The 24,505-nt window shown below is 65.4% G+C and carries 27 protein-coding genes and 1 tRNA gene; 22 read left to right on the top strand and 6 right to left on the bottom strand.

Annotated features, from left to right (window positions below; genetic code table 11):
• Positions 1–62: 62 nt before the first annotated feature.
• Together sp36 and ABD206_RS07940 are read left to right on the top strand one after the other, a co-directional pair.
• Positions 63–275 carry a Sp36 family protein gene (gene sp36, locus ABD206_RS07945; RefSeq protein WP_344071144.1) on the top strand — a complete coding sequence of 71 codons (213 nt, stop codon included), beginning with the start codon at positions 63–65 and terminating at the stop codon, positions 273–275.
• Between the two features lie 4 nt (positions 276–279).
• Positions 280–747: a RidA family protein gene (locus ABD206_RS07940; protein WP_344071142.1), complete on the top strand. Its 468-nt coding sequence runs from the start codon at positions 280–282 to the stop codon at positions 745–747.
• A gap of 11 nt (positions 748–758) precedes the next feature.
• On the opposite strand, the gene acs is transcribed toward ABD206_RS07940, so the two are convergent.
• Positions 759–2,726, bottom strand: coding sequence for an acetate--CoA ligase (gene acs, locus ABD206_RS07935; protein ID WP_344071140.1), 1,968 nt, complete (start codon positions 2,724–2,726; stop codon positions 759–761).
• A 386-nt stretch (positions 2,727–3,112) separates the two neighbouring features.
• On the opposite strand from acs, the gene ABD206_RS07930 reads away from it, so the two are divergent.
• The 10 genes from ABD206_RS07930 (at position 3,113) to ABD206_RS07885 (ending at position 12,469) form a co-directional block, all read left to right on the top strand.
• Entirely contained in the window at positions 3,113–4,129 is a 1,017-nt protein-coding gene (locus tag ABD206_RS07930; RefSeq protein ID WP_344071138.1) for a TadA family conjugal transfer-associated ATPase, read from the top strand.
• Positions 4,126–5,109 carry a type II secretion system F family protein gene (locus ABD206_RS07925; protein ID WP_344071136.1) on the top strand — a complete coding sequence of 328 codons (984 nt, stop codon included), beginning with the start codon at positions 4,126–4,128 and terminating at the stop codon, positions 5,107–5,109. The genes ABD206_RS07930 and ABD206_RS07925 overlap by 4 nt, the downstream gene beginning before the upstream one ends.
• A 56-nt stretch (positions 5,110–5,165) precedes the next feature.
• A complete protein-coding gene (locus ABD206_RS07920; RefSeq protein ID WP_344071134.1) occupies positions 5,166–5,363 on the top strand; it encodes a DUF4244 domain-containing protein in 198 nt (65 codons plus the stop codon).
• A 32-nt stretch (positions 5,364–5,395) separates the two neighbouring features.
• Positions 5,396–5,695, top strand: coding sequence for a TadE family type IV pilus minor pilin (locus ABD206_RS07915; RefSeq protein WP_344071132.1), 300 nt, complete (start codon positions 5,396–5,398; stop codon positions 5,693–5,695).
• Positions 5,696–6,022, top strand: a complete 327-nt coding sequence (locus tag ABD206_RS07910; protein WP_344071130.1) for an Rv3654c family TadE-like protein — start codon at positions 5,696–5,698, stop codon at positions 6,020–6,022.
• A 166-nt stretch (positions 6,023–6,188) separates the two neighbouring features.
• Positions 6,189–8,918 (top strand): type I DNA topoisomerase, encoded by a 2,730-nt coding sequence (gene topA, locus ABD206_RS07905; RefSeq protein ID WP_425561168.1) that lies wholly within the window; start codon positions 6,189–6,191, stop codon positions 8,916–8,918.
• A complete protein-coding gene (gene tmk / locus ABD206_RS07900; RefSeq protein ID WP_344071127.1) occupies positions 8,915–9,544 on the top strand; it encodes a dTMP kinase in 630 nt (209 codons plus the stop codon). The genes topA and tmk overlap by 4 nt, the downstream gene beginning before the upstream one ends.
• A gap of 29 nt (positions 9,545–9,573) precedes the next feature.
• Positions 9,574–10,770 (top strand): DNA polymerase III subunit delta', encoded by a 1,197-nt coding sequence (locus ABD206_RS07895; RefSeq protein ID WP_344071125.1) that lies wholly within the window; start codon positions 9,574–9,576, stop codon positions 10,768–10,770.
• Positions 10,770–12,326, top strand: a complete 1,557-nt coding sequence (locus ABD206_RS07890; protein WP_344071123.1) for an alpha/beta hydrolase — start codon at positions 10,770–10,772, stop codon at positions 12,324–12,326. Before ABD206_RS07895 ends, ABD206_RS07890 begins: the two co-directional genes overlap by 1 nt.
• Before the next feature lie 70 nt (positions 12,327–12,396).
• Positions 12,397–12,469 (top strand) — tRNA-Thr (locus ABD206_RS07885).
• On the opposite strand, the gene ABD206_RS13630 is transcribed toward ABD206_RS07885, so the two are convergent.
• The gene (locus tag ABD206_RS13630; protein ID WP_425561184.1) at positions 12,425–12,745 is read right to left on the bottom strand and encodes a helix-turn-helix domain-containing protein; all 321 of its coding nucleotides are present in this window, start codon (positions 12,743–12,745) and stop codon (positions 12,425–12,427) included. The genes ABD206_RS07885 and ABD206_RS13630 overlap by 45 nt on opposite strands.
• A gap of 260 nt (positions 12,746–13,005) precedes the next feature.
• On the opposite strand from ABD206_RS13630, the gene ABD206_RS13625 reads away from it, so the two are divergent.
• The 9 genes from ABD206_RS13625 (at position 13,006) to ABD206_RS07845 (ending at position 20,324) form a co-directional block, all read left to right on the top strand.
• Positions 13,006–13,221 (top strand): helix-turn-helix domain-containing protein, encoded by a 216-nt coding sequence (locus tag ABD206_RS13625; RefSeq protein WP_425561167.1) that lies wholly within the window; start codon positions 13,006–13,008, stop codon positions 13,219–13,221.
• Positions 13,222–13,946: 725 nt separating this feature from the next.
• Positions 13,947–14,954 carry a protein rep gene (locus ABD206_RS07880; RefSeq protein WP_425561166.1) on the top strand — a complete coding sequence of 336 codons (1,008 nt, stop codon included), beginning with the start codon at positions 13,947–13,949 and terminating at the stop codon, positions 14,952–14,954.
• Positions 14,955–15,053: 99 nt separating this feature from the next.
• A complete protein-coding gene (locus tag ABD206_RS07875) occupies positions 15,054–15,392 on the top strand; it encodes a hypothetical protein (protein ID WP_344071119.1) in 339 nt (112 codons plus the stop codon).
• A gap of 14 nt (positions 15,393–15,406) precedes the next feature.
• Positions 15,407–15,535 carry a hypothetical protein gene (locus ABD206_RS07870; protein WP_344071117.1) on the top strand — a complete coding sequence of 43 codons (129 nt, stop codon included), beginning with the start codon at positions 15,407–15,409 and terminating at the stop codon, positions 15,533–15,535.
• A 247-nt stretch (positions 15,536–15,782) separates the two neighbouring features.
• Positions 15,783–15,935, top strand: a complete 153-nt coding sequence (locus ABD206_RS07865) for a hypothetical protein (RefSeq protein ID WP_344071115.1) — start codon at positions 15,783–15,785, stop codon at positions 15,933–15,935.
• Positions 15,936–16,015: 80 nt separating this feature from the next.
• Positions 16,016–17,917, top strand: a complete 1,902-nt coding sequence (locus ABD206_RS07860; protein ID WP_344071113.1) for a hypothetical protein — start codon at positions 16,016–16,018, stop codon at positions 17,915–17,917.
• On the top strand, positions 17,917–18,192 hold the full coding sequence (locus ABD206_RS07855; RefSeq protein ID WP_344071111.1) for a hypothetical protein: 276 nt from the start codon (positions 17,917–17,919) through the stop codon (positions 18,190–18,192). Before ABD206_RS07860 ends, ABD206_RS07855 begins: the two co-directional genes overlap by 1 nt.
• Positions 18,192–19,097: a hypothetical protein gene (locus ABD206_RS07850; RefSeq protein WP_344071109.1), complete on the top strand. Its 906-nt coding sequence runs from the start codon at positions 18,192–18,194 to the stop codon at positions 19,095–19,097. Before ABD206_RS07855 ends, ABD206_RS07850 begins: the two co-directional genes overlap by 1 nt.
• Before the next feature lie 120 nt (positions 19,098–19,217).
• Positions 19,218–20,324, top strand: a complete 1,107-nt coding sequence (locus ABD206_RS07845) for a GTP pyrophosphokinase (protein WP_344071106.1) — start codon at positions 19,218–19,220, stop codon at positions 20,322–20,324.
• A gap of 11 nt (positions 20,325–20,335) precedes the next feature.
• On the opposite strand, the gene ABD206_RS07840 is transcribed toward ABD206_RS07845, so the two are convergent.
• Together ABD206_RS07840 and ABD206_RS07835 are read right to left on the bottom strand one after the other, a co-directional pair.
• Entirely contained in the window at positions 20,336–21,388 is a 1,053-nt protein-coding gene (locus ABD206_RS07840; protein ID WP_344071104.1) for an LPO_1073/Vpar_1526 family protein, read from the bottom strand.
• Positions 21,381–21,722, bottom strand: a complete 342-nt coding sequence (locus tag ABD206_RS07835; protein WP_344071101.1) for a hypothetical protein — start codon at positions 21,720–21,722, stop codon at positions 21,381–21,383. Before ABD206_RS07835 ends, ABD206_RS07840 begins: the two co-directional genes overlap by 8 nt.
• A 480-nt stretch (positions 21,723–22,202) precedes the next feature.
• On the opposite strand from ABD206_RS07835, the gene ABD206_RS07830 reads away from it, so the two are divergent.
• A complete protein-coding gene (locus ABD206_RS07830; protein WP_344071099.1) occupies positions 22,203–23,333 on the top strand; it encodes a hypothetical protein in 1,131 nt (376 codons plus the stop codon).
• On the opposite strand, the gene ABD206_RS07825 is transcribed toward ABD206_RS07830, so the two are convergent.
• Entirely contained in the window at positions 23,330–23,518 is a 189-nt protein-coding gene (locus ABD206_RS07825; protein WP_344071097.1) for a hypothetical protein, read from the bottom strand. The two genes, ABD206_RS07830 and ABD206_RS07825, sit on opposite strands and share 4 nt — an antisense overlap.
• A gap of 180 nt (positions 23,519–23,698) precedes the next feature.
• The gene (locus ABD206_RS07820) at positions 23,699–24,295 is read right to left on the bottom strand and encodes a tyrosine-type recombinase/integrase (RefSeq protein WP_344071095.1); all 597 of its coding nucleotides are present in this window, start codon (positions 24,293–24,295) and stop codon (positions 23,699–23,701) included.
• Between the last annotated feature and the right edge of the window lie 210 nt (positions 24,296–24,505).

Genomic DNA, 24,505 nt, shown 5'->3' with positions numbered 1-24,505 from the left:
GCCGCAAAACTGCGCCCCTTCACCGTACTCTTCCCGGCTGTCCGGCGACGATGGAGAACCGAATGATCGAGTGGGAATACATGACCACGCCGCTGCTGATCCACAACACCGCGGCGATCCTCAACAACTGGGGCAAGCAGGGCTGGGAGCTCGTGCAGGTCGTGCCCGGTCCCGAAGGGGGATTGGTGGGCTATTTCAAGCGTCCCAAGGGCGGCGGCGCCGCCAACGCGGGACTCGGAGCAGCGGCGAGCGCCGCGCAGCAGTTCGGAGAGTAAAAAGATGACGATCTCGACCCGCCTCGCAGAGCTCGGCATCGAGCTTCCCACGGTCGTCCCGCCCGTCGCGGCGTATGTTCCCGCGAAGGTGCACGGTGACCTCGTCTACACCGCCGGCCAGCTCCCGTTCGTGGCCGGCGTGCTGCCGGCGACCGGCAAGGTCGGCGACGGGGACGGCCTCGTCCCGGCATCCGATGCCGCAGACTTCGCCCGCCAGTGCGCTTTGAACGCGATCGCCGCCGCGGCGGCCGCGGCCGGGGGAGTGGACAAGCTCACCGGCGTGCTCAAGGTGACCGGCTTCGTCTCCTCGGTTCCCGAGTTCACGGGCCAGCCCGGCGTCATCAACGGTGCCAGCGAGCTGCTCGGCGAGGTCTTCGGTGATTCGGGGCGTCACGCCCGCTCCGCCGTCGGCGTCCCCGTTCTGCCGCTGGACAGTCCCGTCGAGGTCGAGGTCGTCTTCACCCTCTCCTGACCGGTGGCGCTTCAGCGCACCTGGGCCGAGATGACGCTCATGACCGCTGTGTCGGCGAGCGTCGTGGTGTCACCGACGTCGCGACCTTCGGCGACGTCGCGCAGCAAGCGGCGCATGATCTTGCCGGAGCGGGTCTTGGGCAGCTCGCTGACGATATAGATGTCGCGGGGACGAGCGATCGGCCCGATCTGCTCTCCCACCCACAGGCGCAGCTGCTGCGCGAGTCCCTCGGGGGAGTGCGCGCGCAGGAAGCTCTCCTTGAGAATCACGAACGCGACCACAGCCTGTCCCGTCGTTTCGTCGGCGGCGCCGACGACCGCGGCCTCGGCAGTCGCCTCGTGCGCGACGAGAGCAGACTCGATCTCGGTCGTCGACAGCCGGTGGCCTGAGACGTTCATGACGTCATCCACACGCCCGAGCAGCCACACATCACCGTCGTCATCGAGGCGAGCGCCGTCTCCGGCGAAGTAGTAGCCGCGGTCGCGGAACTTCTCCCAGTAGGTCTCGACGAACCGCTCGGGGTCCCCCCAGATCCCTCGCAGCATGCTCGGCCAGGGTTCGGTGAGCACGAGCAGACCGCCATTGCCGTTGCCGACGTGCTCGCCCGACTCGTCGACGACATCCACACCGATGCCGGGGATCGGGACCTGCGCACTGCCCGGCTTGAGCGCGGTGACCCCGGGCAGTGCCGAGATCATGATGGCGCCGGTCTCGGTCTGCCACCACGTGTCGACGATCGGAGCGACGTGGCCGCCGATGACATCGTGGTACCACATCCATGCCTCGGGGTTGATGGGCTCGCCCACGGATCCGAGCAGGCGGATGCTCGACAGGTCGTAATTCTCCAGAGCGCTGCGTCCGGTCTTCATGAAGGAGCGGATGGCGGTCGGAGCCGTGTAGAGGATCGTCACACCGTACTTCTCGACGAGCTCCCACCACCGCGCCGGGTGCGGGGAGTCGGGGGTCCCCTCGTACAGCACCTGCGTCGCGCCGTTGGCCAGCGGGCCGTAGGCGACGTAGCTGTGCCCGGTGATCCATCCGATGTCGGCGGTGCACCAGAAGACATCGGACTCGGGCCGGATGTCGTGCACGACGCGATTCGTGAAGGCGGCCTGCGTGAGGTAACCGCCGGAGGTGTGGAGAATCCCCTTGGGCTTCCCGGTGGTTCCGGAGGTGTAGAGGATGAACAGCGGGTTCTCGGCCGGGAAGGCCTGCGCTTCGTGCTCGGGGGATGCCTGGGGCACGACGTCGTGCCACCAGATATCGCGGTCCTCGACCCACTTCACCCGGTTCCCGCCGCGCTTGACGACGAGGACGTGCTCGACGGTCTCCTGTTCGCTGCGGTTGCTCGCCGCCGCGAGGGCCTGGTCGACGGCCGGCTTGAGCGGTGACACCTTGCCCTTGCGGTAGCCGCCGTCGGCGGTGATCACCAGTCGCGCTCCCGCGTCGTCGATGCGCGAGCGCAGGCTGTCGGCCGAGAACCCGCCGAACACGACCGAGTGAACGGCGCCGATGCGGGCGACGGCGAGCATCGCGGCGATCGCCTCGGGGATCATCGGGAGGTAGATCGCGACGCGGTCGCCCTGTCCGATGCCGAGCCCCTCCATCACATTCGCGACGCGCTTGACCTCGGCGGTGAGCTCCGCGTAGGTCACCTGCCGCTGATCTCCGGGCTCCCCCTCCCAGAGCAGCGCAACCCGGTCGCCGTAGCCGGCCTCGACATGCCGATCCAAGCAGTTGTACGCGACGTTGAGCGCGCCGTCGGCGAACCACTGGGCAAAGGGTGGGTTCGTCCAGTCGAGCACCTCGGTGAACGGGCGGTGCCAGTGCAGCTGCCGCGCCTGCTCCGCCCAGAACGCGTCACGATCCTCGGATGCCCGGGAATAGAGATCCGCGGTCCCCACCGCGTTCGCGGCGAAGTCTGCGGGCGGAGCGAAACGTCGGTCCTCGTTCAGCAAGTGGTCGATCTGGCTGCTCATTCGGCGCGCTCCTTTGCGGCGGAATCGGCGCGGCTCGTCGGCGCCGCGGTAGCGACAGGCTAATGGTGTCCGCTCCGCGTGACTACCTCCGAAATGAGGGTCCCGAGAGCACCATCTGGACTGTGTGTGAATTGTCTGTGTCAGATTGTGGCGGACAGTGCCCGCCGCGTATGCTGAGGCACGGCCGAACATCTGATTCTGGCATCGCGGCACCGACCACCCCCGATAACGGTGTCGCACAGGCGGCATCCCTCTCCCCCGATGGGATGCCGCCTTCTCTTCTCTCCGGGCACTCCCTTCCTCCCCATCGAGTGATCCGGCTGCGGGTGGCGGCGGTCCCGCCGCGATCGGGGCCTCGAGAGGGTCCGGATTCGTAGCGTCGGGGCATGCCCGAGATGTTCGTCCCACTCCCGCCCCGCGGCGACGCCGTCACGCGACGCTCGGACGAGGTCACGGTCACGGCGCCGGCATGGACGCGGCACCCCGCACTCGCTGACCTCGTGCCGCTGATGACGGATCCGCGCACCACGGATGTCTTCGTCAACGGCGCGGGATCGGTTTTCGTCGACGATGGCTCGGGGCTGCGCGAAGTTCCGTCTCCGCCACGCAGCGAGGCGGAAACGCGGGCGCTCGCGGTCGCACTCGTCGGCGCCGGAGGAAGGCACATCGACGAGGCGACGCCGTGCGTCGACGTGCGGCTGGACGGCGGTGTCCGTGTGCACGCCGTGCTCCCGCCACTCGCGGTCGACGGCACTCTTGTCTCGATCCGGGTGTCGCGCCTTGCGCGGATTCGGCTCCGCGACCTTGAACGCGGTGGCATGTTCGATGCGGAGCTCGCGCTCAGGCTGCGTTCGCTGGTCTCCGAACGTCGCAACATCCTGGTCACCGGGGCGACGGGCGCGGGCAAGACGACGCTGTTGGCCGCGCTCCTGAGCGAAGCAGACCCTCGCGAGCGGATCGTCACGATCGAGGATGTCGCAGAGCTGGCGATCGACCACCCGCATCATGTGCGCCTTGAGGCGCGACAGGCGAACCTCGAGGGTGCGGGCGCGATCGATCTGGCGCGGCTGGCGCGAGAGGCGCTGCGCATGAGACCCGACCGTCTGATCGTCGGCGAATGTCGGGGCGCGGAGGTGCGCGAACTGCTCACCGCCCTCAACACGGGACATGACGGTGGCGCGGGCACGGTCCACGCCAACAGTTTGGGCGATGTCGCCGCGAGGCTCGAAGCGCTCGGAGCCCTCGCGGGGCTGGGTGACCGCGCGCTGGCCCGCCAGGTCGCCAGCGCGATCGATGTGGTCATCCATGTCGAGCGCGACAGTGGGGGACGGCGCCACATCGCGGCGCTCGGTGAACCCGCGGTCGCCGCAGACGGTCGGCTTGTGATCGAGCAGGCGGCATGACGACGCTGGCACGATTTCGCGCGCGTCTGCGGCCACGCGCAACGGCTGCGGCATCCGATGCGGTGAGCGATGCGGCAGAGAGCCTGCTGCGCATCTCGGTGCTTCTCGAAGCGGGGATCCCGCCCGCCGCGGCGTGGCGCCACCTGGCCGCTCTCGGCGACCAGCGTGCCCGCGGCGTCGCGGCCGCCCTCGATGAGGGAACGCCCGTCGACGCGGCGTTGATGCTCGACGACTCCCCGCCCGAGTCCGCGCGCGCGGCACGCACGGCGCAGGCATCGCCGTCCGGATGGAACGACGTGGCAGCAGCATGGCGCGTCGCCACAACGGTCGGTGCTCCGCTCGCACCAACGCTGCGCGCATTCGCCCACACTCTCGCCGATGCGCGGGCCATCACCGACGAGGTGCGCATCGCGCTGGCCGAACCCGCGGCGACCGCGCGACTCATGGGATGGCTCCCGCTGGTGGGTCTCGCGCTGTCCGCGGCCCTCGGTTTCGATCCCCTCGGCGTGTTGCTCACCGAGCCCGCGGGGTGGGCGTGCGTCGCGGCGGGGCTCGCGCTCGTGCTCGGAGCCCGCAGGTGGACCGCCCGGATCGCTGACCAGGCTCGGGATCTCGGTCCCATGCCCGGGGTCGCCGCGGACCTGATGGCTGTGGCACTCAGCGGGGGCGTCTCGATCGATCGTGCGCGCGCCCTCGTCCGTGATGTGCGTCCCGAGACATCCGACGCTTCAGACTCGGCCGCCATTGAGCAGACGCTCGAGCTCTCCTCGACCGCGGGTGTGCCCGCCGCGGACCTCCTGCGCGCACAGGCCGTGGTCGACCGGCATCGAGCGCGAGTCGAGGGGCGGATGCGCGCGGCGACGCTGTCCACCCGGTTGCTGCTGCCGCTCGGGGTGTGCACCCTTCCGGCGTTCCTGTGCTGGGGCGTCGCCCCGATGTTCTTGAGCATCCTCCCCGGCATCGGCATTCCGACGCTGTGATCCGGGCCCCTCTTCCACCAATGCTCCCTCTGACCGTCCCCTCCCGAAAGGAAAGAATGATGAATGTTCCCCGCCTGACGACCGGCCGCGCGCGACGGCTGCTCCTCGACGAGACCGGTGCAGCGACGGCCGAATACGCCATCGCCACCATGGCGGCGGTGGCCTTTGCCGGCCTCCTCGTCGTCATCATGCGAAGCGACGAGGTGCGCGGCATCCTCACCGATCTTGTCCGACGAGCGCTCTCGGTCGAGTGATCCGGCGTGGGCTGGGTGGGGAGCGTGGCGCTGTGACCGCCGAGTTCGCGATCGCCCTGACCGCCGTCGCGCTCGTCCTCGCTGCCGTCGCCGGGCTGTTCGCGGGGATGGGGCGCCAGCTCCTGCTGCAGGATGCCGTATCCGACGCCGCCCGCCTGATCGCGCGCGGGGAATCGTCCGAGCGCGCGCGCTCGGTTATCCTCGCTGCGGTGCCCGAGGCGGGCATCAGCATCGAGTCTCGTGACGACATGGTGTGCGTGCTGGCGTCGGTGTCTGCGCCTCTCGGCGTGGACCTGCGGGCGAGATCCTGCGCCCTGGCAGGTGGGCGCTGAGTGCCAGGAACCGTCGCGACGGTCGGTTCTGTGTCGGTGTGCGCTGTTCTCGCGCTCGCGGGTGTGCATCTGGGGGCTGCCGCCCTGGTGTCGCAGAGGGCGGCGGGTGCCGCGGATGCCGCGGCGCTCGCCGCCGCGGACGTCGCGTCGGGTGCACTCGTCGGTGTGCCGTGCGAGCGCGCCGCGGAGGTCGCCGGCGCGGTCGACGCGCGCCTGCTCGACTGCGATCTCACCGGACTCGTCGCGACGGTGAGCGTCGCGCTCACATGGGGCGGGTTCGACGTGTGGGCCTTCGCGCGGGCAGGTCCACCGCCCGTGTCCTCATGAGCGGCATCGGCGGCTCCGAGTGCCGCGCCGGGCACTGCGGGAGAGACGTTCCGCCCGCCGCGGATGTCGTCATGGAGCGGGGCCGTGACGCTTCGAAGCTGAGTATCGGGTGCCCGCGCGCTCTCCTCCAATGTGTATGGTGTGCTTCGAAGAAAGGAAGCACCCGTTGGCGACAGGCAAGAAGCTCGTCATCGTCGAGTCCCCGACGAAGATGAAGTCGATCCAGGGATACCTGGGCGACGATTACGAGGTGCTCAGCTCGGTCGGACACATCCGAGACCTGGCGAGCAAGAAAGACATCCCTGCGGAGAAGAAGCAGGCGTACGGCAAGTATTCGATCGACGTCGAGAACGACTTCGATCCCTATTACGTCGTCAGTGACCGCAAGACGAAGACCGTCGCAGAACTCAAGCGCGCGCTCAAGGCCGCCGACGAGGTCCTCCTCGCGACCGATGAAGATCGCGAGGGCGAGGCCATCGCGTGGCACCTGCTCGAGGTCCTCAAGCCCAAGGTGCCGGTCAAGCGCATGGTGTTCCACGAGATCACCAAGGACGCGATTCGCGCCGCGGCCGAGAACACCCGCGACCTCGACCTCGCACTCGTGGATGCCCAGGAGACGCGACGCGTGCTCGACCGCCTCTACGGATGGGACGTCTCGCCGGTCCTGTGGCGCAAGGTCGGCAGCGGGCGGGAGGGTGCAGCCCTGAGCGCCGGCCGCGTGCAATCGGCAGCCACCCGCATGGTCGTCGAACGCGAGCGCGAGCGGATGGCGTTCGTCTCGGCCGACTACTGGGGCGTGGAAGCGTCGGCAACGAAGGCATCGGCCTCGTTCTCGACGCGACTGGCACGCCTGGATGGCGCTCCGCTTGCGCGCGGAACCGACTTCGACGATCTCGGACAGCTGAAGAAGGCGGTCGTCGTCCTCGACGAGACCGCGGCCCGCGACCTGGCCGCCGCGATCGAGGCGGTCGGTGAGGCATCCGTCACCGCGCTGGAGGCAAAGCCCGGGACCCGGAGCCCGAAGCCTCCGTTCACGACCTCGACCCTCCAGCAGGAGGCGGGGCGCAAGCTCTCGATGAGCGCGAAGCACGCGATGAGCGTGGCCCAGCGGCTCTACGAGAAGGGCTACATCACCTATATGCGCACCGACTCGACCGCGCTGTCTGCGCAAGCGGTCACTGCCGCGCGGACGCAGGCGGTCGAGCTCTACGGTGACGGAGCGGTGCCGCTGAAGCCCCGCACGTACCGCAACAACGCGAAGAACGCGCAGGAGGCGCACGAGGCGATTCGTCCCTCGGGCGAGTTCTTCCGGCGACCCACCGAGGTCTCGTCGCAGCTGGATCGCGACGAGCACCGCATGTACGACCTCATCTGGAAGCGCACGATCGCCAGCCAGATGTCGGACGCGAAGTACGAGACCACCACGGTGACGCTCGCGGTGAGCGCCGACGGCAAGAGCGCCGAGTTCACGGCATCCGGCACGGTCTACACCTTCAAGGGATTCCTTGAGGCCTACGAGGAAGGCCAGGACGAGAAGCGCAGTGACGCCGACAAGGCCGACGACCAGGCGCTTCCGGCCCTTGCCGTCGGCGATGTGCTCGCCTTGTCCGACACCGAGCCCAAGGGGCACTCGACGAGCCCCAAGCCGCGTTACACCGAGGCGAGCCTGGTCAAAGCGCTCGAGGAGAAGGGCATCGGACGCCCCTCGACCTTCGCGAGCATCATCGATGTGATCCTCGACCGCGGCTACGTGTTCAAGCGTGGGCAGGCCCTCGTCCCCACCTGGCTCTCGTTCAGCGTCGTGCGCCTGCTCGAGCAGCACTTCGCCGACCTGGTGGACTACGACTTCACCGCTGCCCTCGAAGACGACCTCGACGCGATCGCGCGGGGCGAGCAGCAGCGCACCGCATGGCTGAAGGAGTTCTACTTCGGCTCCGACGCGCACGTCGGCCTGCGCAACATCGTCGACAACCTCGGAGACATCGATGCCCGTGAGCTCAACGCGACGCGGATCACGGATGTCGCGACGCTGCGCTTCGGCAAGTACGGTCCGTACCTGGATGTGATCGATCCGGCGAACCCGGATGCCGCACCGCGGCGTGTCAACATCCCGGAGGACCTCGCGCCCGACGAGCTCACGGTGGAAAAGGCGCAGGAGCTGCTCGACGCGCCCGTCGCCGGGAACCGCGTGCTGGGCGAGAACCCCGCCAACGGCAAGCTGATCGTCGTCAAGGACGGCCGCTTCGGTCCGTACATCGAGGAGACCGAGCCGGAGGTCGCTGAATCCGTCGACCCCGACACCGGTGAGGTGCTCGAGTCGGCTCCGGTCGTTGAGGCGCCCGCGCCGGCGAAGGGGAAGAAGACGGCGAAGTCCGCGGCACCCAAGAACCGTACGGCGTCCCTGTTTCGCTCGATGTCTGTGGACACGATCGACCTCGACACCGCGCTTCGTCTGCTGGACCTTCCTCGCGTCGTCGGTGAGGACCCGGAATCGAAAGAGCCGATCACCGCGCAGAACGGCCGCTTCGGTCCGTACCTGAAGAAGGGCACCGATTCGCGATCGCTCGAGAGCGAAGCGCAGATCTTCGACATCACCCTTGAGCAGGCGCTGGAGATCTACGCGCAGCCCAAGTACGGTGCGCGTCGCGCCTCCAGTGCGCTGAAGGAATTCGACGCCGATCCGGTCAGCGGCAAGCCGATCAAGGTGCGCGACGGCCGATTCGGGCCGTACGTCACCGACGGTGAGACCAACGCGACGATCCCGCGTGGCGAGCAGGTCGACGACGTCGACTTCGCCCGCGCTGTCCAGCTGCTGGCCGACAAGCGCGCCAAGGGCCCCGCTCCCAAGCGGACGGCCCGCAAGACGACGGCGCGTAAGACAACGGCGAAGAAGTGACCGCGTCCGAGCGCGGACTGTTCGTCACGCTCGAAGGCGGCGACGGCTCGGGCAAGACGACGCAGGCCGCGCGCCTGGAGAAGTGGTTCACCGATCGCGGGCGCACCGTCGTGCGCACCCGCGAGCCCGGCGGTACGGAGGTCGGTCAGCTCATCCGCGACATCGTGCTGCATCACCGCGGTGATGTCGCCCCGCGTGCCGAGGCTCTGCTGTACGCGGCTGACCGGGCCCACCACATCGCCACCGTGGTGCGTCCGGCGCTCGAACGTGGGGATGTCGTGATCCAGGACCGCTATCTCGACTCCTCCGTCGCCTATCAGGGCGCCGGTCGGGTCCTCGGGCGCGACGAGATTCGAGATCTGTCGCTGTGGGCCACCGGCGGGCTGCTGCCCGATGTGACGGTGCTGCTCGATCTCGACCCGCACATCGCGCGCGCGCGACTGGATGCCGCCGACAAGCCCTTCGACCGTCTCGAGGCCGAGGCTCGCAGCTTCCACGATCGGGTGCGCGCAGAGTTCCTCGCGCTCGCCGAGGCAGAACCCGATCGCTTCCTCGTGGTGGATGCCTCCCTCCCCAGTGCGCAGGTCGGCGAGATCATCCTCAGCCGGGTCGCCGCTCTCGGCTGACGTCCAGGGTCGTCGCTATCGTTGAGGTCATGCCCGCCGCTTCCGTCGACGCCCGCCCCGTCGGTGACGCCGTGACCGACGCGGTCCCGTGGGGGGCGGTATGGGGTCAGGGGGCTGCTGTCGCGCAGCTGCAGGCTGCGGCATCCGATCCTGAGTCGATGTCTCACGCCTGGCTGTTGACGGGCCCTCCGGGATCCGGGCGCTCGACGCTGGCACGCGCGTTCGCGGCCGCCCTCATCGCGGAGCCGGGGGACGAGGCCGCGATGCGGCAGGTCATCGCCGGCACCCATCCGGATGTGACGCTGTTGCGCACCGAACAGGTGATCATTCGCATCGACGAAGCTCGCAAGCTCGTCGAGCGTGCCTACTTCGCCCCCTCGATCGGGCGCTACCGCGTCATCATCGTCGAAGATGCCGACCGCATGGTCGAGCGCACCTCCAACGTTCTGCTCAAGGCACTCGAAGAGCCGCCCGAGTGCACCGTCTGGATCCTGTGCGCGCCCAGCGACGCCGACCTGCTGCCGACGATCCGCTCGCGCGTGCGCGCCATCCGACTGGTCGAACCAGACGTCGCCGATGTCGCGTCACTGATCGAGCGGCGCACCGGGGTGTCGGCGCAGATCGCCGAGCAGGCGGCCCGGCATGCGCAGCGGCACATCGGGATGGCCCAGCGATTGGCGACCGACGTCGATGCACGCGAGCGCCGTGATGAGACCTTGCGAGCGGTGCTGCGCGTGCGTTCGGTCGCAGACGCCGTCGAGGTGGCCGGCACGATCGTGCAGGTGGCGAACGACGACGCCAAAGCGCTGACGGCCGAGCGCGACGACGCGGAGCGCACGTCGCTCTTGCGCACGCTCGGCATCGCCGACGGCGCCCCGATCCCGCCGACCGTGCGCTCCCAGATCACTGCGCTGGAAGACGAGCAGAAACGGCGTGCGACCCGCAGCGTGCGCGACGGGATCGACCGCGTGCTCACCGACCTGCAGTCGCTGTTCCGCGATGTCGTCATGATCCAGTTCGGACGAGCGGCAGCCGATGACACGTCGCTGGTGAACCGGGAACTGGCCGATGAGTTGCGCGCACTCGCTGCCGCCTGGGAGCCCTCGCGCACTCTCGTCGTCCTCGATGAGATCGCGCTGACCCGCCGCAATCTCGAACGCAATGTCGCCGCCGCCCTCGCGATCGAGAGCATGCTCATCACCGTCGCGACCGGGAGGACCCCATGATGCGCCCGACAGATACACGCCCGCGCATCGCCCCCCGCGCCGTGGGCGTGGTGGCGATGGGCATCACCGCCGTTCTCGCTCTCGTGGGGTGCGCCATCATCCCCCTGCAGCCTGATCCGGTCGAGAGCTCTCCGTCACCGATCACCGACGGGATCGCCGAAGACCTCCTGCCCTACTACCAACAGACACTGACCTGGACCGCGTGCGGTGAGGGATTCGACTGCACGACCGTGACCGCGCCGCTGGATTGGTCGGATCCTTCCCTCGCCACGATCGATCTCGCTGTCGTTCGCCATCGGGCGACCGGATCCGATCGCCTGGGGTCCCTCCTCACCAACCCTGGGGGTCCGGGTGCCAGCGGGGTTTCACTTGTTCAGGACTCACTCGGCTTCGCCGTGAGCGCGGAGCTCCAGGAGAGTTACGACGTCATCGGGTTCGACCCGCGCGGCGTGGGGCAATCCACCGCTGTCGTCTGCCTGGATGCCGCAGACATGGACGCGTATGTATTCGACATCCCGCCCGGTGAGCGGCGATCGAGCGAGTGGGACGCGGCGATCGAGGCCAAGCAGGAGTCTTTCGCCGATGCGTGTGAGGCGAACAGCGACGGGATCCTGCCCTACATCGACACGGTGAGCTCGGCGCGCGACATGGATCTGCTGCGCGGCGTCCTCGGCGATGAGAAGCTCAATTACCTCGGGTACTCGTACGGCACCTTCCTCGGCGCCACGTACGCGAAGCACTACCCGGCCAACGTCGGTCGCATGGTCCTGGACGGTGCCATCGATCCGAGCCTGAGCCTGCTCGAGGTCGGCACCGCACAGGCTGTGGGCTTTGAGAATGCTCTCCGCTCGTACATGACGTGGTGTCTCGGGCAGAGCGACTGCGCGTTCGCGGGCACGGTGGATGACGCGATGGCCGATCTCGGCATCCTGCTGGCAAGCGTCGACCAGCGTCCGTTGACGAACGAGGACGGTCGGATGATGGGTGCCGACGCGCTCCTGACCGGCATCATCGCCGCGCTGTATTCGCAGGGCAGCTGGCCGAGCCTGAACGTTGCGCTCGCGCTCGCGCTGCAGGGCGACCCGAGCGTCGCGTTCCAGCTCGCGGACTTCTACTACAACCGCAGCGGCGGTCAATACCTCGACAATTCGACCGAGGCGTTCAACGCCTACAACTGCATGGACTACCCGAGGGATGTCACAGACGCCGAGCAGGCCGCCTCGGATGCCATCCTGGCCGAGTCTGCGCCCACGGTCGCGCCGTACTGGACGGGGCCCGACCTGTGCGACGTCTGGCCCGCCGAAGAGACGGGCGTGCGCGAGGCGATCGCCGCGGCGGGTGCCGACCCCATCCTCGTCGTCGGTACGACCGGCGATCCGGCGACGCCGTACGAGTGGTCCGTTGCGCTGGCCGATCAGCTCGAGTCCGGGGTGCTGGTCACGCGGGTCGGCGAAGGCCACACGGGATACAACAAGGGCAACCAGTGCGTGGATGACACGGTCGAGGCGTATTTCATCGACGGGATCGTGCCCGGCGGCGACGTGTACTGCGAGTGACGCGGACCGTGTTCGCAGGGCCTCGCCGGACACGGTAAGATCGTTGATCGTGCGTCGTGCGAGCGATCGCGCCACCTTAGCTCAGACGGCAGAGCGATTCACTCGTAATGAATAGGTCGAGGGTTCGATTCCCTCAGGTGGCTCCGGTTAGAGGCCCCGTCAGGTGACGGGGCCTCTTCGTCTCCGTCACCGAAGGCGATCCAGTCGATTGATCGTCGAGTGATCCGAGCCCAGCCGGCGAGAGCCGATAGCGGCGGCTCGCTGATACCGCGCTCCCAATTGCTCACGGTGCGGAGGCTGTAGCCGAGCATTGCCGCCATCTGTGCCTGGTCGACATTGACGAAGGTCCGTGATGCGCGCAAACGAGCGTGCGGTGTTGCCGGTGCGGCGGCTACCTGTAGTGCGTTTGCGTTTGTCACTTGATCCTCCTCGTGTGGCGGTCGGCGGCTCTTCGGGCGGCTCGCGCTGTGGTGGCGACTTCTGACCACCCACACGAGCACTCGGCGTGCGTCTCGTACCCGTGGTGCCTGCCGCCCCCGATCGGTGCGGCCGGACTGAAGAACGGCATGGCAACGATACGCGTTTCGTGTCCGACTACGTTGCTCATGATTGTTAAGAGTAAGCGCGTCATCGGCAGAATGTTGCGCATTGATAGAAGTTTCGCGCTATTCTGTCGGCCATGCGCAGAATATTGCCGGTTACAAGCGGCGAGGTGCTTACCACCCGCGAGATATCTCGACGGTTGCAGCTGAGTCGGGAGACTATCTGCCTCGCGATCCGTGAGGGTCGGCTGAAGGCGCTAACGAAGCTCCCCGGTCGGAACGGCGCCTATCTGGTGTCGGAGCAGGCCGTGGTCGAGTGGCGTTGCCCTGGCGAGCGGTTGCCGGGCCTGTGATGCGGTCTGTGTTTCGACGGCTGTTCGCGGAGTGGCGTTGTTTCTGGCGCCGCGACCACGGGGCCTACTGATGGTGTGCGAGCACTCGGCGGGTGTGGTGCTCCCGTCCGGACGGTTCCTGTGCTTCGGGTGTGATGAGTTCCCGCGATCGGCGATCGAGAACGCTACTCAGTCCGCAGCCCGTGAGCGTATGCCTGCGTCGGTGCGGCAGATGGGCGCGATCTCTGATCTGTCGCGTCGGTTGTATGGGCGCAAGGAGTTGCGGTCGTGAGTGCCGAGTTCGGACTGTGCCGCGTGTGTGACGGCTGGGGTGATGACGGCGACGGCTACGTGTGCGAAGCCTGCGATGGCTCAGGGGTGGTCGCGTCGTGACGGTCGGTTTTGCCGTCGAGGCGCCGAAGGCGTCGAGCGGCCTCGGTACCAATGCGAATTCGGTAACCCCCCTCTTGTCTCGGGAGGCGTTCCGGGCTGCGAGACGTGAGCGCTTCGCGCGCCGGTCCGCGTCGTCGCGGTGGCTGATTGACGACACGATCGCCCAGCACGGCCGCGAGCACTTCGCCGAGCTTGCCCCGCGTCCTGCGACGTGCGGGTGGGCTGCTGGGTCGTTCATCGGTGTCCACAAGGCCCAGAACGGCCCGGCCAGGTTCTCGGGCATCCAGTCGTGTGGTTCGGTGTGGGGGTGCGCGTGCTGCGGCGCGCTGATCCGCTCTCGACGTTCCGCGGAAGTGCAGAAAGCGGCGGGTTGGTGGGAGGCGCAGCGCGGGCAGTTCCTGTTCCTGACGCTCACGGTCCGTCACTTCCGTGAGGACAGTCTGGAACGCACGATGGATGCGGTCACTGAGGCGTTCACGGCGACGATCAACGGGGCACCGTGGAAACGCTTCACCCGCGTGCACGGCATCCGCCATTTCGTGAAGGCGCAAGAGATCACCCTGGGCTGGGACAACGGCTGGCACGCGCACCTTCACGTGCTGCTGTTCGTGGATCTGGCGGCCGCGGCTGCGGATCTCGCAGCCGACGCCGATCAGGCGTGGCGGGATGCGGAAGATCATCCGACCAAGGGTGGCGGGCTCAATCGCTCCCGCGTGAAGAAGGCTGAACGGCTCGATGCGGAGGCGGCTGACGCGGCCCGCGCTGCCGCGCAAGGGATCGGGGCGGAGCGACGTCGCGAACTGCATGGGTGGCTCTCCGAGCGGTGGCGTTCGATGGTCGTTGCTGCGGGTGGTCGTGAGCCGTCGAAACGACGCGGTGTGGACATCCGCACCGTGCACGACGGGAAAGTCGTCGCGCTCTACGTCTCCAAACTCCAAGAGTCTGATCGGGGCTGGGGAGTGGGCAACGAGATGGCCCGGCAGGACATGAAGAAGGGCCGCAAAGACTCCCTTGTCCCGCTCGAACTGTTGGACCTGGACGGGCTGAGCGAAGACGAGATCGAGCGAAACCGGGACTACTGGATCGAGTACGTCACGAGCACGGCCGGCCGTCGCGCGATGACATGGTCGCGTGGGCTGAAAGACGCTGCCGGTATCGAGGAGCTTGACGACGAGCAGATCGTGGCCGAAGAGGACGAGGCGGCTGCGGAGGATGACCGGGTGTTGGTGATCGAGGCCCGGCATTGGGCGCGGATCCGTGACGACGCAGACACGATCGCTCGGATCTTGGAACTGGTCGAAGCTGACCGGGTCGATGAGGTTGCGCGGTATGTGCCGTTCGAGTATCCACCGCCAGTATGAAACTTGCTATTTATCAGATCTGATCTGGGATTTTTAGACTTCAAGTAGGCGGTGTGAAGCCCGCTGAAACTACTCAGAATCTCTCGGATTGGACTCATCATGGCTCTTTCTCGCAAGCGTCGCCCGCTTGGGTTGATCACCGGCAAGGTGCTCGCCCAGGAACCCCGTCAGGAGTACGCGGACGGCAAACCGACCGGCAACGTCGGACGGTTCGACGTCACCCTGCTCCAGAAGAACTTCGCCACCCCGGATGTGCGTTTCCCGGTCGGCCCGAACTTCCCCGAGGTGCCCGCCGTGGACGCGGAGGTCGCGCTGATTGTCGAGTTCGGTGAGACCGACGAGTGGGGCGCGAACATCCGCATCGTGCGGTACGCGACCGAGGACGATCTCGAATCGATCGCCAAGGTGCTCCCGGCTCTCGCGACGGCGTCGCGCTGACCGTCTGCTGACAGGTGGAAGGCGTAGACGAATGGCGCGATCAAGTCTGGGCGCTGCTGGACAGCTTCGCGGAGCCGTTCGCGGTGCTGCTCGTCCTGTTGGCGTTCACGCTCGGGATGCTGAGCATTCGGGCGCTCGGCTGATGGTCGGCCAGATCTCCGCATTCGTCGTGGTCAGCGGGTCCGCTGTCCTTCTGTTCGGGTTGGTGGGTCGTGGCTGAAGTTGCCCCGCTCATCCCGATCATCGTTCTCGCGCTCGGGGTCATTCGTGGCCTTGACCTGTTCATAGCTGTCGCCTGGTGATCACCGGCGCGTCACTCGTCACCGCCTACCTGGCGGGGCTGGCTGTTGCGTTCCTCGCGCGACTGACAAAGGGGAGGGGGTGAAATACATGGAGACCGACACCATTTCGAGTGTCATCAGCGCCGCAACTTCCGGCATCACGTCCGAACTCTGGCTGGTGGCTCCGATCGGCCTGGGCATCATGGCCATCGTCTGGGGCGTGCCCAAGGGCGTCCGCTTCCTGAAGTCGCTCGGCCGCTGAGCCAGCGCACGGGCCCCGTCATCCGTCGCATCGGCTGGCGGGGCCTGTCCCATTTGCTGACCATTCCTAGGAGGGTTGCTGTGTATCGCTGGATGTCGGGTGCTCTTGTTGCGGTGTTCGCCGCCGCGTTCGTCGTTACGTCTCCGAATGGTGCTCTTGCGGTTGAGTCCACTCCTGCGCCGGTTGTCCCGTTCCCTGCTGTTCCGTCTCAGTTGACTTCTGCTTTGTCCGGTTCCGATGTCGGCGCAATCGACTATGCGAACGCGCTCGTTGCTGTCGGCGCGGGAGCGGCTTTGACGACTATCGGCTCGGGCGGTTCCACGGCTGGCGCGCTCGCGGCGCAAGGTGCCAAGCCGATCACGGCTGCCGCGCAGCTCGCACGTGGTGGCGGTGCGGCCGCGTCTGTCTTGATCGCGGCGCAGGTCGGCTGGGCTATCGGTCAGGGCGGATTGGTGCTCTACTCTGCCGCCACTCAAACTGACTACGCGGATCTGATTTGCCGCACGCCCGATTGGTATCAGTCGGCCAACTCGTTCATCATGCTGGGCATCGCGCCTGACTGCACGGCGCCTGTTCTCGACGTCAATGTTGACCAGCTTGCGACTACGTATGCGACGATCCCGGGCTACGGGGAGTTCCATTTTGTGGGCACTCGCTCGAACCAATACTCGACCTGGGCGTTTTACTGTGGGCCTCAAACCCAGCTTGACTCGTCGCTTCGCTACCGGCTCATCTGGGATGAGGCGGGCGTCGACAAGACCTTTCCCACGTGGGCCGATTCGTCGTCGCAGATAGCCATCAATGAGGACATGTGCGGCTATCACGGCGCGATGTACATCTATCAGGATCAGCTCCCTAGTGATCGTGTGCTGATGGGTCTGGAGATCGTTCTCTATCCGATCCAGGCTGGTGTCGATCCGGTCGCCACGGCCGAGTTGGAGACGGTGACTGAGGATCCTTTGCGCACTCCGACCTGCAGTATCGATTGGGACGACGGCTCAACGACGACCGGCGTCGGCACGGCCTATGCCGAGTCTGTGGGAGTTGACCTGACTGCTGCCGACATGGGCTGTACGACGGCCTGGGATGCGAAGCCTGGTGCCGGCATTACGACCATGCCGACGCGTATTGGTGTCACGTCGGACGACGGCTCGGGGAACGTCATTGAGTTGACCTCTCAGGACGTGCCTACCTATTCGCCGGATCAGAAGGTGGGCTTGACGGCTGATCCGGGGGTCGGCCTGGTGCTCGAAAAGGCTCCGTCTGGTGGTGAGTTCGAGTCATGCAATCGTTGGATTGCCGACTGTGTCGACTGGTGGGCGGCCACCTCCCAGGGGACGCTCTCGACTACACAAGCGCTCGACACGTACCGCTGTACGTTCGGGGGCGTTAAGGTCGATCTGTCCGAGTGCGGGATCTACGCCTACACCTTCGACACTCGGACGGCGGTTGGGACGCAGACTCAGACCGCTACGATCACGGACCCCGCGACCGGTCAGCAGGTGCAGTGGCAGAACGAACCTGGCCTGAACTCCGTTTCGCCTGCCGCTGGAATCGACCCGGCGGGTGAATGCCTGGCGTCATGGTCGGATGCGATGAACCCGATTGAGTGGGTGCTCCAGCCGGTGAAGTGTGCGCTTGTGTGGGCGTTCGTGCCGCGTACTCAGGTTGTCACTCAGGCTCAGACTGCTGTCGCTACTGCGTGGTCGGGGACGATGGTGGGCAAGCTCGGAGACACTGTCGCTGGCTGGTCCTTCACCGCCCCCGCGAGTGGCTGCGGCGGGCTCAATGTCGGGATCTCGGCGGTCTGGCCGATGGCGGATGATTTCACGATTCTGAACGCGTGCCCGGGGGAACCGCTCGCGCCGATCGCGTCACTCTCATCGATCACGTTGGGGATCTTCGCCGTGCTCGGGGCTGCGTTCTCGGTGACCCGTTCGGTCGGGTCCGTTGTGGGCTTCACAGGTCTTGGGGGGGACTGATGATCACGGAATGGCTCGTGCAACTCGGCCTGGGTGTCGTGTCCTGGTTCGTTGGCCTGTTCCCCTCGGACTGGGAGGTGCCGACAGAGATCGCGAATCTGGATCAGATGATCTCTTCGTTCATCGCGGACTTCTCCGGGCTGGGAGTGTGGGCGCCGTGGGCGCTCCTGATCACCTGCGCGGTGATCTCGGCCGGGGTGTGGTCGGTTGGGCTGATTGTGAAGGCGATTCGTGCCGCCATCGCTCACATCCCGCTCGTTGGGGGTGCTGGCTGATGGCGGGCGCGCGCAGTCGCGCGGATGCGCGGCGAGCACGTCAGGCATCAGCCGAGGCCGTCAACGACGGGTTTGAGCGCATCGTGGCACAACTCCAACCCGACGCCATCAGACACGAACGAGAATCAGCGCCGGAGAAGCCGTGGAAGATCCGCGCGGCCGCGTGGATCGCATCCCACTCCAACGGCACCCGCGCAGTCGAACGCCTCCGCCAAATGCCGATCCGCGCGATCGTCGGCGCGAACGGGTCGGGCAAGTCCCTCTGCGCTCTCCGGTCGCTGCTGCCTTCACTCGACGCCGGCCGGACGGTGTACAGCACCGTCCCGCTCTACGACGCTGCGACGGGAGACTTGCATCCTTCATATCGGCGGTTCGAGTCGTGGGAACAACTCATGCACGCTGAGCACGCGGATTTCTTCGCGGACGAGATCTCCGGCATCGCGAGCTCGCGCGACCACAACAACCTCCACAGCGAAGTCATCAACCGCCTCCACCAGCTGCGGAAAGTCGATGTGACCTTCTGCTGGACCGCACCCGCCTGGCGCCGGGCTGACCTCTCGCTACGCGAGGTCACCTGGTCCGTTACCGAGTGCCGGGGCTACCTGCCTGACAACTCCGGCGCACACCAGGCCGACGGTTCGGTGCTGTGGGCGCCGCGGCGCCTGTTCCGCTTCACGACCTACTCAATGCGAGACTTCGACGAGTGGTCTGCTGGAAAGCGTGACCGTGTTAGTCCCGAGTTCGCCGAGTGGTTCGCAGGAACAGGATCGCGCGAGTTCGAGTCATATCGGACATTGGATGCCGTGGATCGAATTGAGGCTTTTGACCCAAGAGCGTGCCCCGAGTGCGGCAAGACGCGGCGAGTCGAGTACTGCCGTGGACATGAGGAGATGGAGCGTGGCTGAGGCTGCTCAGGAACCTTGCCTGTGACCCCGCGGAGTGAGCTGGATTCGCCTAGATGACTTGCGTGCAGAGTCAATGTGATTGGTCGTTGGCGTGCGCTGCTTGTGCAATAGCTTTGTCCCATGACCTCCCTTTCGCTAGAAGAAGCGGACTTCAGTGAGCGTTCTGTCCTACCAGCGGTGTTCGGGCCGAAGATCGAGGCATTGATTTGTGACCTGCTCGATCAGGCTTCTATCTCGCGCCTCACTGTGGTTCACCGCGTGAAGAGCTATCCCAGTGCGGCCGCGAAGATGCGCGCGAATCCGGAGAAGTATGGCGACGTCGCTGACTTGCACGACCTACTTGGAGTTCGCGTTATCACCTACATGGCAAGCGACGTCGAACTGGTGGTTGATGCGCTCCGTGGCGCCTTCAGAATTGACGAGCAGCGATCCGCAGACAAGCAAGCGATGCTCTCCTCGGATCGGTTCGGCTACTTGTCCTATCACTTGGTTGCCTGTATCACTCCGGAACGTGCAGCGCTGCCCGAGTGGTCTCAGTTCAAAGGGTTTCACTTCGAGATTCAGGTTCGATCGATACTCCAGCATGCGTGGGCGGAGATCGAGCACGACCTTGGGTATAAGTCGGACTCAGCGCTGCCGATCCAGCTTCGTCGCCGGTTTACGTTGCTCGCGGGATTGCTCGAGCTCGCGGATGCGGAGTTTGACGCTGTGTCGGCCGAAGTCGCGGAGCACGTAGCGCGTGTGCGCGCTGAGGTTGCCGGGGGCAAGGGGGTGCCGATCGATAGCGACTCACTACGTGCGCTGACCGGCAACGACTCGGCTGTTGCTCGTCTGGACCGTGCGATCGCCGACAGTATTGATGCCGATCTTGACGCGACATCGAGTGCCAAGTACATCGAGCATCGAGTCATGAATCTCAAGCAGGTCGGTGTAAGTGACACGCTCGAGCTTGAGCGGGCTATCGCTGAGAGTAGCGATTCACTGCTCCGTTTTGCCCGTGGTTGGCTCCAGGCGCCCGGCGCTCGCAATAACGCTAGAGCGTTGCACGAAGAAGCTGGTCGCTCCAGGGTGCTTCCTCGCGGGATCTCGATGTATTACTACTACCTGCATCTCCTTATTGAGCGGGATCTGGACGGTGCGCTCAAAGCGATTGGGCGACTCTCGCAACCAGAACGCTTCGAGCTCCTCCAGACCCTCCACGCGGAGGCGTTCGACGGGTCGTCGTAGAGCGGCGTGCGCTATGGAAGCCAGCGTTTCAGCGATGCCTTGTTTCCCGTGAACCTGGACCAGTATGCGTGCCCTAGAGCTATTCCGACCGAGGTCAGGTTGAGGGACTTGAGCTGCGCCTCATTGCTGTCCCAAGTCTCGCGCAGAAGCTGAATCTCGGGGATATATCGGACGACCTCGTCGGCTATTTCATCATCGGACATGCGTCCCTTTCCCATGAGCACTCTTATCTCTGGGAGCCGGTCCGACATACCCGCAGACTCGACGAGGCGGGTGAGGTCGAACTCCGATCCTGCGGATAGCTGGAGTCGGTTGGCGTCGCGCAAAGCTCCGCCAACGAGATGGTTTTCACGGAGCGCGACAAGCAGGTCCGGCTTCACATCCACTGCCATGAAACCCTTGGTGAAGAGTCCCTCGTGCCCGGCCGCAACGCTCTTTCCGAACGTCGAAAGGCCCACGCCGGCCGAGCCCGCTCCGACGTACTCAATGTGCTGGTAGTCGGCACTACTTCGGGGGACGTTTACGCCCAGCGCGTCGACTACTGGTCGTATTTCGCCGTATAGGCCCTCTGGGGTCTGGACGTCCAAGCTGCGCGAATACCTGAGGTAGAAGATCCAAGCGATCGCACGTCGCTGCTGCTCCGTCAACTTCGGTGCGGAGATGATTGCTTCGTTAAGTGCCAAGGTCCGGAGGTTACGCTCGCTCTCCTCGGAGCGTGCGGACAGGAGATCGACTAGTGCCTCGCGCAAATCTTCCTCACCTGACCGGGCATATTCTTTCTGCGCCTCGAACAGCATGTTCTGCATGTCTGGCGTCGCGAGCTCGTTCACCCGCTCAGGGCGATCCGACTCGAGCTTGGACAGGTATGCGCTCGTCAACTCCTCCGCTCGCTGCGCGGCGACTGCTTGGGCGATGCCCGCTAGCTCACGTGCGTTGGCCCTGAATACGTCGATTGCGACGGTTCGGGCTTCTTGGAGTGATAGCCCATGGACGTGGATATCGTTTCCAGCTTGGTAGTTTGTCGAGTTCTCGGCGCCATGTTGCGATAGGTCGGGTCTAGCCATCGTTGTGCCCATCGCGTTCGGAGTTGAGGTACATATCGCCGCTAGCTTGATAGTTTCTGGAATTCGCACCGCCCGCCTGAAAGTTGGTATGGGATGCGCCCCCCGATTTCTTGGCACCTGCAGGATGATCATTCGCTTGACGCGGTTCGCGTATCGATAGGCCGATAGTGAGGGCAACTACCCCAGCAGCCGTGATCGAAATCGCGATGAACCCCGGCCATGTCCAGAACAATTCTTCGGCCTCGAGCGCATAGATGTAGTAGCCGATCGCGAGTGTGCCACCGAGACCGAGCGAAATCTCACCGAGAATAACCAGGCGCTTTGCCACCGTCATGTACGGCACATTAGCGATTCGTGACTCTGGCTTGCGCCGCTTCGCGATCTCGAGGCCAGTTCGCCGTACACGCTAGAGTGCGGATGTGGTCCCCGCCGCGACACGCAATGAGGCACGGTCGAGGCTCGCGCGGGCGCGGGAGTACTTTGCTTTCGCCGAGATTGCAGACGGCGACGCCAACTTTGCCAACCCTGGTGTGAGCCTGTGCGTGAATGCGGGCATTGCTGCGGCTGACGTGGTTCTGTTGCTGTCTGAGCACAGGCGCGGGGCGCGGGATGGTCACGAGCGTGCGCCCCACGCGTTGCGACGGATCAATCAGGACTCTATGGCTCGCTCACTGAGTAGGCTCCTGAAACTGAAGCCGAGGGCGCAGTACACGGCGGGGGAGTCATGTAGTGCTAATGATTTCAGAGACGCATTGAGAGACGCCCGTCGATGTATCGAGTTGGCAAGTGCAATGCTCAACGGAGAGGTGAACGAATGACGACGTGCTTTGTGATCGGTCCGATTGGCAACGAACTTGCGCCGCTAGATAGTCCGGAGCGGTTGGCGTGGGAGTCTGCCCTCGAAATCTACGATCGCGTCATTCAGACCGCATGCAGCTTCTTGGATATCGAGGCCGTTCGAGCTGATCAGATCTCGATAACGGGTGACATCAACGAACAAATCTTCCGTCATCTCTTCGAAGCGGATCTCGTGATCGCGGATCTCAGTGGCGCAAACGCGAACGTAATGTACGAGCTTGGGCTAAGGCACTCCCTGAACAAGCTGACGATCCAGGTCGCGGACGCCGCGACGCCGCTGCCGTTTGATGTGAAGGCCGTACGAACGATTCTCATACAACGATCCCAGATGGGCTTGGTTGATGCCCGCAAGAAACTCGTGAAAGCGATTGAGGTCGGGCTGTCGGGTGCGTCGGATATGGTCGCCGCTACGCGAGTCTGGTCCGCACTGGAGGGAGCGGCCGGTGCGGACCTTGATGTGATTCTTGGGGAGCCTGATGCGGTGGACGGGCCTGAAGATCTAGATGAGGCCGATGGCGAGGGCTTCGTCGAGATCATGGTCGGGCTTGAGGGCTCATTCCAGAAGGTCACACACAGTCTCGAAAAAATCGGCTCGGCAATGCGTGACATGAACGACGACACGTCGCAGGCGACAGCCGAGATGAACCATCAGGACAAGTCACTTCCTTCGGCGGCCCGCATGGGTCTGATCCACAAGTTCGCCGGGACTCTGAAGGGACACGGCGAGATCCTTGACGCTCTTACTCTGACGTACGAAGAAGATGTACGGGAACTTGACTCGAGGGTCTCTCCGCTGTTGAGGATGCTTGCTGGGAACGAGCAGCTTCGAGAGATGGAGGGCGCTGACCGCTTCCTCGACATGATCTTGGGCCTTGCGGCTTCAGCTCGAGGGGCGTCTGAGGGATTCAGTGGGTTCTCGTCATCGCTTCAGTTCCTCGGGACGATGAGTTCGCTGCTGCGGTCACCTTCGAAACTGATCTCCAGGGGAGTGGCGCGAATTGCGGACAGCGTCACACTGATCGACGACTGGGATGCGGCCGCACGACGCGTGAAGGCGCTGGGGGAAGCAAAGAGGCCACCTGTCTAGGCGATGTGGCGCCGTGCAGCCTCCAGCTGTCGGATGATCGCGGAGAGTGAGTGGAGTGCGCTCTGAAGCTCGCCGATACGGATCAATGCGTTGACGACTGAGAGGTCGTGGTGTGCCATGGCGATTTGTGTGTAGGCGATGCCGGTGAGGGTCCATCCTTCGCCGGGTGCGTCTGGTGTGGTCATTGTGGTTGATCCTCTTGTTGTGATTCGTGCCGGATGGCTTTGGCCATTTGGCACACTTGCTGCTGAGTGAGCGGAGAGGGTCGGGTCAACTCCTGCATGGTGGTGTCTTGGTGCAAGGTGCGGAGCACCATCCCTGAGGTGTCGGGACCGCTTCGGGGTTGAGGCGGGCCTTGCAGCGCGCTACCTGCCGGGCGTGAGTCGGAGTGTGTGAATCGCGGCCTGCTCGTCGTTCCAGTCCGGATCGGTATAGATCTGGGTGGACGCAAGGTGCGCGTGCCGCATGAGCTTCTGCACGGTGCGGGTGTTGGCGCCGCGCCGGAGGAGTTCCGTTCCGTACGTGTGGCGCAGCTGGTGGGGTGTTGCTTCGATGTCGGCGCGGCGCATGGCACCTTTGATGGCGCCGTAGACGGCGGCTCTGGTGACGTGGTCGTTGCTGCCGATGTATGGCGGGAACCAGTAGCCGGTCGTGGGCATGTGTCGGGCGAGGTCGGCGAGGTCGGGGTGCAAGGGGATGATCTCGGTGGCACCGCCTTTGCCGGTGATGATGAGGGTGCCGATCTCGGTGTCGATGTCGCGGGTGTGGAACTTCGCGATCTCGTGGACCCGTAGCCCGGCGAGTACTCCGAGTGCGATGTAGACGCGTGTGCGGTGGCGGTTGGCGGCGCGGTAGATCGCTTCGACTTGAGCGACGCTGAGTGGGCGTGGCCGTGACCGCGGCCGTTTCGGCCTGGGGGTGTCGTCGGCGGGGTCGTCGGTGCGGATGCGTGCGCGTTTCATCCAAGTGGTGAAGGCGCGGATGCTCGCGTGGTAGCTGGCTTTGCTGGACGCTGTTAGATCAGGTCTTGCGCAGTATCGGACGATGCTTCGGGCGTTGAGTGTATAGGCGTTGGTGTTCGTTGCTGTGAACAGGGCGCGGACGGTTCCGAGGCGTTCAGCGATGGTGCGTTGTGACAGTCCTTGTGCGTTCTGCCACGCTGCCCACTCGTT

Origin of the sequence: Microbacterium sediminicola (genome assembly GCF_039531125.1) — a bacterium.
Classification (GTDB): domain Bacteria; phylum Actinomycetota; class Actinomycetes; order Actinomycetales; family Microbacteriaceae; genus Microbacterium; species Microbacterium sediminicola.
This window is presented reverse-complemented; position numbering and strand designations above follow the sequence as displayed.

What these genes read in the sequence shown, in the direction of transcription:
- sp36 (WP_344071144.1), top strand. Translation starts at nt 63, where the DNA reads ATGATCGAGTGGGAATACATGACCACGCCGCTGCTGATCCACAACACC.
- ABD206_RS07940 (WP_344071142.1), top strand. Translation starts at nt 280, where the DNA reads ATGACGATCTCGACCCGCCTCGCAGAGCTCGGCATCGAGCTTCCCACG.
- acs (WP_344071140.1), bottom strand. Translation starts at nt 2,726, where the DNA reads ATGAGCAGCCAGATCGACCACTTGCTGAACGAGGACCGACGTTTCGCT.
- ABD206_RS07930 (WP_344071138.1), top strand. Translation starts at nt 3,113, where the DNA reads ATGCCCGAGATGTTCGTCCCACTCCCGCCCCGCGGCGACGCCGTCACG.
- ABD206_RS07925 (WP_344071136.1), top strand. Translation starts at nt 4,126, where the DNA reads ATGACGACGCTGGCACGATTTCGCGCGCGTCTGCGGCCACGCGCAACG.
- ABD206_RS07920 (WP_344071134.1), top strand. Translation starts at nt 5,166, where the DNA reads ATGATGAATGTTCCCCGCCTGACGACCGGCCGCGCGCGACGGCTGCTC.
- ABD206_RS07895 (WP_344071125.1), top strand. Translation starts at nt 9,574, where the DNA reads ATGCCCGCCGCTTCCGTCGACGCCCGCCCCGTCGGTGACGCCGTGACC.
- ABD206_RS07890 (WP_344071123.1), top strand. Translation starts at nt 10,770, where the DNA reads ATGCGCCCGACAGATACACGCCCGCGCATCGCCCCCCGCGCCGTGGGC.
- ABD206_RS13625 (WP_425561167.1), top strand. Translation starts at nt 13,006, where the DNA reads ATGCGCAGAATATTGCCGGTTACAAGCGGCGAGGTGCTTACCACCCGC.
- ABD206_RS07875 (WP_344071119.1), top strand. Translation starts at nt 15,054, where the DNA reads ATGGCTCTTTCTCGCAAGCGTCGCCCGCTTGGGTTGATCACCGGCAAG.
- ABD206_RS07865 (WP_344071115.1), top strand. Translation starts at nt 15,783, where the DNA reads ATGGAGACCGACACCATTTCGAGTGTCATCAGCGCCGCAACTTCCGGC.
- ABD206_RS07855 (WP_344071111.1), top strand. Translation starts at nt 17,917, where the DNA reads ATGATCACGGAATGGCTCGTGCAACTCGGCCTGGGTGTCGTGTCCTGG.
- ABD206_RS07850 (WP_344071109.1), top strand. Translation starts at nt 18,192, where the DNA reads ATGGCGGGCGCGCGCAGTCGCGCGGATGCGCGGCGAGCACGTCAGGCA.
- ABD206_RS07845 (WP_344071106.1), top strand. Translation starts at nt 19,218, where the DNA reads ATGACCTCCCTTTCGCTAGAAGAAGCGGACTTCAGTGAGCGTTCTGTC.
- ABD206_RS07840 (WP_344071104.1), bottom strand. Translation starts at nt 21,388, where the DNA reads ATGGCTAGACCCGACCTATCGCAACATGGCGCCGAGAACTCGACAAAC.
- ABD206_RS07835 (WP_344071101.1), bottom strand. Translation starts at nt 21,722, where the DNA reads ATGACGGTGGCAAAGCGCCTGGTTATTCTCGGTGAGATTTCGCTCGGT.
- ABD206_RS07830 (WP_344071099.1), top strand. Translation starts at nt 22,203, where the DNA reads ATGACGACGTGCTTTGTGATCGGTCCGATTGGCAACGAACTTGCGCCG.
- ABD206_RS07825 (WP_344071097.1), bottom strand. Translation starts at nt 23,518, where the DNA reads ATGACCACACCAGACGCACCCGGCGAAGGATGGACCCTCACCGGCATC.
- ABD206_RS07820 (WP_344071095.1), bottom strand. Translation starts at nt 24,295, where the DNA reads ATGAAACGCGCACGCATCCGCACCGACGACCCCGCCGACGACACCCCC.